Source organism: Williamsia sp. R60, from assembly GCF_054063855.1.
On sequence record NZ_JBSSGR010000004.1, the window covers coordinates 818,561 to 827,355 of the forward strand.

Annotated in this window: 7 protein-coding genes and 1 rRNA gene; 1 reads left to right on the forward strand and 7 read right to left on the reverse strand. The window is 65.2% G+C overall.

What is annotated here, in order from left to right; all coding sequences use genetic code 11:
• Positions 1–84 precede the first annotated feature (84 nt).
• Genes recN through ACVWY6_RS22760 form a run of 4 tightly spaced genes read right to left on the reverse strand, consistent with a single transcriptional unit; the run spans position 85 to position 3,951 of the window.
• The gene (gene recN / locus ACVWY6_RS22745) at positions 85–1,866 is read right to left on the reverse strand and encodes a DNA repair protein RecN (RefSeq protein ID WP_023957937.1); all 1,782 of its coding nucleotides are present in this window, start codon (positions 1,864–1,866) and stop codon (positions 85–87) included.
• A complete protein-coding gene (locus ACVWY6_RS22750) occupies positions 1,866–2,846 on the reverse strand; it encodes an NAD kinase (RefSeq protein WP_023957935.1) in 981 nt (326 codons plus the stop codon). Before ACVWY6_RS22750 ends, recN begins: the two co-directional genes overlap by 1 nt.
• The gene (locus tag ACVWY6_RS22755) at positions 2,843–3,679 is read right to left on the reverse strand and encodes a TlyA family RNA methyltransferase (RefSeq protein ID WP_457541132.1); all 837 of its coding nucleotides are present in this window, start codon (positions 3,677–3,679) and stop codon (positions 2,843–2,845) included. The genes ACVWY6_RS22750 and ACVWY6_RS22755 overlap by 4 nt, the downstream gene beginning before the upstream one ends.
• Before the next feature lie 11 nt (positions 3,680–3,690).
• A complete protein-coding gene (locus ACVWY6_RS22760) occupies positions 3,691–3,951 on the reverse strand; it encodes a hypothetical protein (RefSeq protein WP_457541134.1) in 261 nt (86 codons plus the stop codon).
• A 36-nt stretch (positions 3,952–3,987) separates the two neighbouring features.
• On the opposite strand from ACVWY6_RS22760, the gene ACVWY6_RS22765 reads away from it, so the two are divergent.
• The gene (locus ACVWY6_RS22765) at positions 3,988–4,839 is read left to right on the forward strand and encodes a shikimate 5-dehydrogenase (protein WP_457541136.1); all 852 of its coding nucleotides are present in this window, start codon (positions 3,988–3,990) and stop codon (positions 4,837–4,839) included.
• An 11-nt stretch (positions 4,840–4,850) separates the two neighbouring features.
• Here the strand turns inward: ACVWY6_RS22765 and ACVWY6_RS22770 are convergent, their stop codons facing one another.
• The 3 genes from ACVWY6_RS22770 to rrf form a co-directional block, all read right to left on the reverse strand.
• Complete coding sequence (locus ACVWY6_RS22770; protein WP_457541205.1) at positions 4,851–6,854, reverse strand: HAD-IIA family hydrolase; 2,004 nt, start codon at positions 6,852–6,854, stop codon at positions 4,851–4,853.
• Positions 6,855–7,014: 160 nt separating this feature from the next.
• Positions 7,015–8,529 carry a flavin monoamine oxidase family protein gene (locus ACVWY6_RS22775; RefSeq protein ID WP_457541138.1) on the reverse strand — a complete coding sequence of 505 codons (1,515 nt, stop codon included), beginning with the start codon at positions 8,527–8,529 and terminating at the stop codon, positions 7,015–7,017.
• A gap of 177 nt (positions 8,530–8,706) precedes the next feature.
• A 5S ribosomal RNA gene (gene rrf, locus ACVWY6_RS22780) occupies positions 8,707–8,795 on the reverse strand; the annotation flags it as partial.

Sequence of the window (8,795 nt, forward strand, 5' to 3'; positions counted from 1 at the left end):
AAGAAACACTGAACCACTACTCGACAGTTTTGGCGGAGGCGCGCCGTAACACACGCCACTTTTGTCACACGAGTAACAACGGTGTCATTCCGCGAATGCGGTCTTCTCCTGCTCGGCGGTCCCGAGAAGTTCCTCGGCATGAGCACGCCCGGTGTCCGAGTCACCGAGGCCGGCAAGCATGCGAGCCAGTTCGGCGATGCGTTCGTCGCGGTCGAGCACCTCGACCGAGCTGGTGACCCGGCCGGCCTTTCCGCCGCGCGATTGCGCACTGGTCTGCTTGCCGATCAGTAGATGATTGTCGGCGAAAGCCGCGACCTGCGGGAGATGCGTGACGACGATGACTTGATGGGCTCGGGCAAGTCGCGCCAGCCTGCGGCCGATCTCCACCGCTGCCCGCCCACCGACGCCGGCATCGACCTCGTCGAACACCATCGTCGATCCTCTGCCCTGACCTGCCAGCACCACTTCGAGTGCCAGCATCACTCGCGACAGTTCACCGCCAGATGCCGACTTCGCGATGGGACGAGCAGGCGCGCCCGCGTGTGCACTCAGGCCGAACTCCACTCTGTCCACACCATGTGATCCGGCATGCACCTGCTGTCCGGAGACCTCGATGGACCGGCGATCGCCGTCGGTGGCCACGTCGGATCCCACCGAGACCTCTAGTTGCGCATCCCCCATCGCCAACCCGGACAGCTCTGAACTGACCTTGCTGGCAAGCGATTTGGCCGCCTTCACCCTCACCTTGGTCAACTTGACCGCCGCAGCGGCGACGTCGTCTCTCGCGGCGGACACCCGGGCGGCGAGCTCGTCGAGCGACTCCGAGGAGTCGCCGATCTCGGCCAGCCGCGACCGGGCGGCCTCGGCCCATCCGATGACGCCGTCGATATCCGGTGCGTACTTGCGGACCAGCGACTTGAGTTCGGCCTGCCGTTGGAGCAACTGCTCGAGTTCGGCAGCGTCTGTGGGCAGACCGGAGACGAACGAACTGAGCTCTTCCCCGATGTCACCGACCACGGTCAACGCTTCTTCGACGCGCGGCAGCAGGGTCCGCAGTGTGTCGTCGTTGATCGCTGCCAGCGTCGTCCGGACTGCACCCAACCCGTCGAGTACCGACGATCCGGTCCCCGCGTCGATCTCCGAACCTGCGCCCGTCACCACGTCCAGTGCCGTCACCGCAGCGTTGCGGATGGTCTCCAGATCACTGAGCTGACGGACGGTCGTGGCGATCTCTTCGTCTTCCCGCGGTTGCGGAGCGACCTTGTCGATCTCGTCGAGTCCGAACCGCAATCGGTCTGCTTCCTGGGCAATCTCTCGCGAATTGGCCTGTCGATCGCGTAGCTGGTCGGCGAGGGTGATCCACCGTTCGCGCGCCTCGCGATAGGCCTTGAGCGGTTTGGTGACCGCCTCGGCCGCGAACCGATCGAGTGCGTCGCGCTGGTGCTCGGCCCGCAGGAGCCGCAACTGGTCGTTCTGCCCGTGAATGGCAAGCTGTCCGCTGGTGAACTGCCCCAGCAGCCCGACCGGGACCGACCGTCCACCCAGATGTGCCCGCGAGCGGCCGTCGGCGTTGACGGTACGGACGGCAATGACGGTGCCATCCTCGTCGAGTTCTGCCCCTGACGAGTCGAGCACCTCCGCTGCGTCCGGGCCCGTCGCCCGGAACCGGCCTTCGACAACCGCACGTGCTTGCCCCGATCGCACGCGCCCCGCATCGGCCCTGGCACCCGACAACAGATGCAGGCTGGTGACAACCATCGTCTTGCCTGCACCCGTCTCACCGGTCAGCACCGTCAAACCCTCGTGGAACTCGGCACCGGCCTTGTCGATGACACCGAGGCCACTGATCGAGATCTCTTCGAGCACTACAGCTGCCTCCCCCGCCACCCGGTGACCGGTAGCTGGAACTTACGGACCAGACGATCGGCGAACGGGTCCGAATCGATGCGCACCCAATGCACCGGTCGCTCACCACGAACGACCTCGATCCGACCTCCAGCCGGCACGTCGATGTTGCGGCGACCGTCGCACGACAAGAGCGCATCCTGCCCACGGGCCAGTACCTCCACCGCGACCCGCGACTGAGGGCTGGTGATCATCGGCCGGGCGAAGAGTGCGTGCGCATTGGACGGCACCAGCAGGATCGCCTCGAGGTCCGGCCACATCACGGGTCCGCCCGCCGAGAACGCGTAGGCGGTCGATCCGGTCGGCGTGGACACCAAGATGCCGTCCGCCCCGAACGCCGAGACCGGTCGTCCGTCGACCTCGGTGATTAATTCCAAAACCCCTTGCCGCGAAAGGTTCTGGATGCTCGCCTCGTTCAGTGCCCAGCTCTTCGCGATCACCTCACCGTCGACGTGGACGCAGACGTCCAACGTCATCCGGTCTTCGATCTCATAGTCGCGGCGAATCAGTTTGCCGATCACTTCATCGACCCGGTTGGCCTCCGCCTCGGCCAGGAAACCGATGTGCCCGAGATTGATTCCGAGTACCGGCGCCCCGACGGGGTGGGCGAGTTCGGCAGCTCGCAGGAACGTGCCGTCGCCGCCGAGCACGATGACCACCTCGCAACCCGCCGCGGACTGCTCGTTGCCCGCGGTCACCGCGACGTCGGCGCCGATCTCGCGGAGCTCGGCGGGATCGAGTGGATAGACCGTGCCGAGATATTGGGGGCCAGGATGGCTGGGCATGGTGTCGTGGTCGATCACCCGCAGTCCGACGCCCGCCTCGGCGCATCGTTTGGCGATGACGGCCATGGTCTCGTGGACGTTGTCGCGTCCGGTGTGGGCGACCACCAAGAACTCTCGTCCCGATGCCGCCGGTGCGGCGTCGTTGTGGTCTGTCACTGGGGCCCTTCCTCGATTGCCTGGGCTATCGCCGCGCGTACCTCGTCGTCCACCGTCACCGGTTCCGACTCGCTCGCTGCAGTCGACTCTTTTCGCAGCCACAGGAAGTATTCAACATTGCCCGACGGTCCTGGCAGCGGGCTGGCGACCGCACCGAGCGTGCGAAGCCCATGCCCCGCTGCTGTCTGGGCCACGGCAGTCACCGCTTCTGTACGTAGAGCGCGATCGCGCACGACTCCCCCTGATCCCACCCGGTCTTTGCCGACCTCGAACTGCGGTTTGACCATCGGAAGCAGGTCCGCTCCCTCCTGAGCGCAGTCGGCGAACGCTGCGAGCACCAGGTTAAGGGAGATGAATGACAAGTCGGCGACGACGACCTCCACCGGACCGCCGATCTGCTCGGCGGACAGGCTCCGAACGTTGGTGCGGTCACGGACGTCGACGCGCGGATCGTTCTGTATCCGCCAGATGAGCTGGCCGTACCCGACGTCGACCGCAACCACTTCGGTAGCTCCACGTCGCAGCAACACGTCGGTGAAGCCGCCGGTGGACGCACCGGCATCCAGGCAGCGTTTGCCCGCTACCGATAGTCCGAGCGGTTCGAAGGCGTCAAGTGCACCCAGGAGCTTGTGGGCGCCCCGTGAGGCCCAGCCTTCGTCGTCGGAGTCGGCTACGACGATCGGGGCACCGAGGTCGACATTGGTGGCCGGCTTGGAGGCGACCGTTCCGTTGACCTTGACGCGGCCGGCTTCGATGAGTGCTCGGGCGTGGTCACGAGACCGCGCTTCACCTCGCCTGACCAGCTCGGCGTCCAGCCGGGCTCTACGCGCCATGAGAACGGCACTCAGACACGATCGACCTTTTCGAGGGCCTCGGTGAGTACTGTGTGCGCTCTGTCCAGCAGCTCGGCCTGCCGGGCGAGCTGGTTCAGACCCATGCCTTCGGCGTCGTCATCGACCGCGACTTGATCGGCCTGCTCGAGCAGGTCTGTCACCCGCTCCCGGATCTCACCGAGGTCGACGTTGGATGCAGGTTCGACAGGAGCCGGCCCAGGTCTGGGGCCGGGCCTGGGACCTGGGATGGGGCCGGGGCGGGGATGGTTCATCGCCTGCCAAGGCTAGTCGATTGTTAGCGTCGAGTGATGACGTCCACCACTGACGGATCGCCGTCCCACGCACCTGATGCCCGTGTCCTCCGCCGTGAGACGCAATTGTGTATCTCCCTGTCGGGGCGGCCGAGCAACATCGGCACCAAGTTTCACAACTATCTGTACAACGAGATCGGGCTCGACTACGTCTACAAGGCGTTCACGACAACCGATCTGCCCACTGCCATCGGAGGTCTACGAGCCCTCGGCATCCGCGGTGCCGGAATCTCGATGCCCTTCAAGGAGGAAGTCATCGAGCTGGTCGACGTGATGCATGATTCGGCCGCCGCCATCGCGTCGGTGAACACGATCGTCAACGAGGACGGTGTCCTCCATGCCTACAACACCGACTATCAGGCAGCAGCAAATCTGTTGCGCGACAGCGCTATACCGAAAGATTATTCAGTAGCGATCGCCGGTAGCGGAGGGATGGCCAAAGCGGTGGTCGCCGCTCTCCGCGATGAGGGATACCAGAACACCGTCGTGGTGGCCCGCAACCGTGACGCCGGTTCCGCGCTGGCAGAACAATATGGCTTCACCTGGCAACCCGACCTCGGCGCGGACCGCCCACAGCTACTGGTCAATGCGACCCCGATCGGCATGGCAGGCGGCCCTGACGCTCACGGCCTGCCCTTCCCCACCGAGGTTGTCGAGGCAGCACAGACCGCGTTCGATGTGGTCGCGATGCCGTCGCGCACCCCACTCATCGCGGCGTTCGAGAACCGACCCACCATTACCGGCGCACAGGTGATCGCTCTGCAGGCGGCCGAGCAATTCGTGCTGTACACCGGTGTGCGCCCGAGCGATGAACAGATCGCGGCCGCATCCGAGTTCTCTCGGAGCTGACCGGTCCGCATTCAGCTCAGGAGACCGGCACCCATCAGAGCGGCTTGCGCTTCTTCTTCGGCGGCCTCGACGGTCCAGCGAGCGCGCGGCTCCTGTGACCACGCGGCATGGAGCACCGCGTAGAGAACCGCGCTAGCGTCCGCACCGTCTTGAGCGACCACGGTCAACGTGGCGTCCAGGACACTGACGTGCCAGCCGAGGCGCGGGCCGACGACAACATCGTCCGCCGCGGCGTTGAGTCCGCTGAGATCCGCCGACACGAACGTGGGGCGCTGCGCCTCCGGAGCATTCAGGGCATCAACGGCGGTGCTGACCCCGGTGAGGACAAGCAAGCTGTCCGCCTCGATGGCGTTGGCGCCTTCGATGTCGGTGTCGAGTCGGTCGCCGACCACCAGCGGCGTCTTGGAACCGCTGCGGTTGACCGCGTCGATCATCAGCGGTGCCGCAGGCTTTCCGGCGACCTGCGGTTGCTGCCCGGTTGCGTTCGCCACGGCGGCCACCATCGAACCGTTGCCGACGAGGAGTCCGCGGTCGGTCGGAAGCGTGGCGTCGACGTTGCAGGCAACCCAGCGGGCGCCGGCCCGGATCGCCAAGGCAGCCTCGGAGAGATTGGACCAGTCGGTGTCCGGCGAATGTCCTTGCACAACAGCGGCCGGACGATCGTCGGCGCTTCGTGTCACCCCGAGGCCTGCAGATCGGACCTCGTGGACGAGTGCGTCGGTTCCCACGACCAGGACCCGCGATCCCATCGGCAACTGTTCGGCGAGCAGCCGAGCGGCTGTCTGGGCACTGGTGACGACCTCATCGGGTTCCGCGACGAAACCCAGATCGCGCAGGTGCGCGGCGACATCGTCGGGAGAACGGCTGGCGTTGTTCGTGACGTAGAAGTTGCGCTGGTCGCCGACGCCCAATGCTTCTCTTGCGCCGGGGATCTCGTCTTTTCCGGCGTAGACGGTACCGTCGAGATCCAGGAGCAGGACGTCGTAGCCATCGCGCAGGCGCGCACCCGGCTCGGCGGGCTCAGCCGGGACGAGTTTCGGGACAATGGGAGCGGGCACCTGAACAGGCTCGGCAACCACAGGAACCGACCGTGTCGTCGGAGCGGACTGGGCAAGTGTTGTCGGTGTGGAAGTCTCGTCCTCGCCGGCCAAGCCACCTTCTTCGAACTCGGTGTCGACGCCCTCGGGGTTGCTCAGCTCCATGAGCCGTTCCTCGGCGTCGGTCGCATCGTCGTCGTCGGCGGCAGCGGCGTTCATGAACCAGGTGATCGCCTCGTCACGACGGCCGGCGGCCAGCAATGCCGCAGCATAGGCGTAGAAGTAGCGCGCGGCCTCGGTACCGACCCGAGATGGGTCGAGGTCTTTGGTCTGCAGGGTGACGATGGCCTTGTCGAAATCGCCGAGATCGAGGCGTGCGCCCGACTCGACGATGCGCATCTCGGCAGCCTCTTCGCCGGTGAGTGCCCGGGCTTCTTCGCTTCGGGCGACATCGATTGCGCGTTCGGGCCGCCCCAGACCACGCTCGCAGTCGGCGATCATGGGCAGCAGGGCATTCCCACCTGACATCCGGCGGGCTGCGCGCAGTTCGGACAGCGCCTCCGCCCACTCCTGGGCGTTATAGGCCGCGAGCCCGGCTGCCTCCCTGACCATCGCAATCCGGCCGGCGCGACGACGCGCAGCGCGTGCGTGTTCCAGGGCGAGCTGAGGATCCTCGTCGAGCAGCCGGAACGTCATGATCAGGTGCCGCGACACGGTATCGGCATTGGTGCGGTCGAGACTCAAGAGGTCGCGGCGTACAGCGGTATCCAGATCCTGCGGCACCACGTCTTCAGGAATGAGCGGTTCGGGCGGCCGATTGGCCGAGCCGGTTCCGCGGCGTGCATCCGAGTCGTTGCGGAAGTTGCGTCCGCGGTCTGCGCCCGAGCGATTCGATCCCCCCTGACGGTCGGATGACCGGCCACCGGGTTGATTGCCACGTCCACTGCCGCCGGTATTTCCGCCACTGCCACGGTTCATTCTGTCGTTCACGTCTGCCTCTTCGTCACGATCTCACCGCAGCGGACGGGCCGCCGAATCGATGGATTCACGCTATGTAGTTGCCTGTTGATGGCCGATCGGCCGCACACCAGGGTAGTCGCTGGGGGCCCTCCACGACGAATTGCCGGTGACGCGCCCTCTACAGAGCAGCGATGACCTCACGGGCGGCACGTTCCCCGGACCTCACTGCGCCGTCCATGTACCCGGTCCAGTAGTCGGACGTCTCCGTACCAGCCCAGTGGACCGGGCCCACGGGCGCTCGCAAGGAACGGCCATACCGTGTCAGCGTTCCGGGTCTGCTGACGGCCACCGGGCCACCTTGCGACCACGGTTCGAGATCCCACTTGAAAACGCCGTGATCTAAGTGGTTGCGGGCCTCCGGACCGAAATAGTCGACGAAGTTCTTGATGCACTCGTCGACCAGCTGTTCCTGCGGTGCGTTGTCCAACCGCCGCATCGCGTCGGCCGAGATGAACCCCATCAGGACGTGATTGCCTTCGGCATAGTTCTCGAAGCAAACGTCGATCGGGTCGCCGTTTCCGATGACCTGACCCGACAACCCCTTCGCACGCCAGAACGGCTCGGCGTACACGGCTGCGAACTTGCTGATGGCACCCATCCGGTAGCCGTCATGTAAGCCGGTGCGCCCTGCCGGCAGCCCAGGGCTGAACTGGATGCGACCGGTGATCGCGGGCGACATGGCAACGATGACCTTCCTAGCCCGCAACGCCCCCGCATCACTCTGTACGGTCGCGAACCCACCGCCCCACGAGATGTGACGGACTGCGGCGTTGTACAGCATGCGATCACCCAGAGCTGCAGCCATTCGAAGCGGAATCAGCGCAGCACCGCCTACAAAGAGCCGCTCCTGGGCGCCACCGGAGGTACTCAGTAGTCGGATGAGGCTACCGGGGTTGGCCTCGTCTCCTGCCGCGGCAACATAATTGAAGAAGTACAGCGCCGACACCTCGTCTGGTTCGACCGACAAGGCCGCAGAACAGGCAAGGGAGAGCAACATCCTCGCGGTCGGAGACATCGACCGTGCTTCCAGCCATTGCTTCCAGGTGATCGAGTCCAGGTAGGACGCATCAGGGTGCTTCCATGGTTCACCCACAGGGAATTGAAGCAGACCTTGCACCTCGAGCTGAGCGAGTGCGAACGCCGCCTCAGGGCTGGCCGGGTCGATCGGCACTCCCAGCGCACTCGGCATGGTGGAACGCCGGCCGCTGTTCCAGAAGACGCTGTCGCCCTCGTTGTAGGTGGGCACTGAAAGAACACCGTACTCACGTGCCAACGCGGCAATATGGGTCTGTGTCGGACCCACGAACTCCGCTCCGGCATCGAGAGTGACACCTAGTTTCGGTGTCGTGATGTTGTGGACACGTCCGCCGGCGCGTTCGCGGGCCTCGAGAACCCGCACCGACTTTCCGGCTCTTGCAACAGATCTCGCAGCAGCAAGACCCGACAGACCGCCCCCGACGATGACAACGTCGAGAAGCTCATCGGGGTTCATTCCCGCGTTGGATGTCCCGGCTCCGAGAACAATGGCTCCGACGGAGACACCGATCGCCCCTGCCACCGCCGCGCCCAACAACTGTCTGCGGGTCATCCCGGCAACACTCAGAACAGGGCGCAAATCTTCGGTGTAGGACATGGCCAGAAGTGTAGGACGCCGAATCCGGCAGTGGGTCGTTTGACCCAGTTTTGATGTAGGCAGCCGTGCGCGAGTCCGATTTAAGACCACAACTCGCCAATCGCAAATGCGTCGGAATAGCAAAACGCCCCGCGTCAAACATCTTTCGATGTCAGACGCGAGGCGCTCGCGAGTTGTGTTCGGCGGTGTCCTACTCTCCCACACTGATTAGGGTGCAGTACCATTGGCGCTGGAGGGCTTAGCTTCCGGGTTCGGAATGGGGCCGG